This window comes from Paenibacillus sp. 05T425, assembly GCF_056396205.1.
Window position 1 is genome coordinate 1 of record NZ_JBFTLA010000068.1, and the last position, 522, is coordinate 522.

The window sequence follows — 522 nt, forward strand, 5'->3', positions numbered from 1 at the left end:
GCTCAGGGAGTCGGTGCGCTCGGTGGTCATCAAGATGTTCATGTCGCGATGGTGCTTGAGCGGATCAACGCCGACGTTCACCAGAATCAGTATTTCGCTCGGCACGCTGGCGCGCAGCAAAGGCTCTTCGGCGACGGTAGTCAGAGGCAGGGCGATGCTTTGTTGCAGGCTGCCGAGCAGGTTGAACAGTTCGAATTCGCTCAAGTCGCTGGTGCCGGGGTGCAGGGCCAGGCGGGTGCTGCTGTCGATCACGCCGTTACGGTGGCACCAGGTGAGCAGCTCGAGTAACTGGCGGCTGCGCTTGATCGGCGCAAAATGCTCCCACTCGTGAGCGGTCAGGCTGCCGTTGTACAAACCCCATTGGGTTTGCCCCGGCTCTCTCTTGTTCGGGGCTTGCACCAGCGTCAGGGTGTCTTCGGCCAGATCGGGGGCGATGCCCGGGTTGATGCATTCGACCTTGTCGGCCTTGCGCTCGAAGGCCGCGTACAACCGCCGGCCCAGCACATTGAGGTCGCGCTTGTT

Annotated in this window: 1 protein-coding gene; it reads right to left on the bottom strand. The window is 62.3% G+C overall.

Annotation, left to right across the window (positions count from 1 at the left end):
- A partial coding sequence (locus AC1DF0_RS32100) for a class I adenylate cyclase (RefSeq protein WP_477577608.1) occupies nt 1–522 on the bottom strand: 522 nt, incomplete at both ends.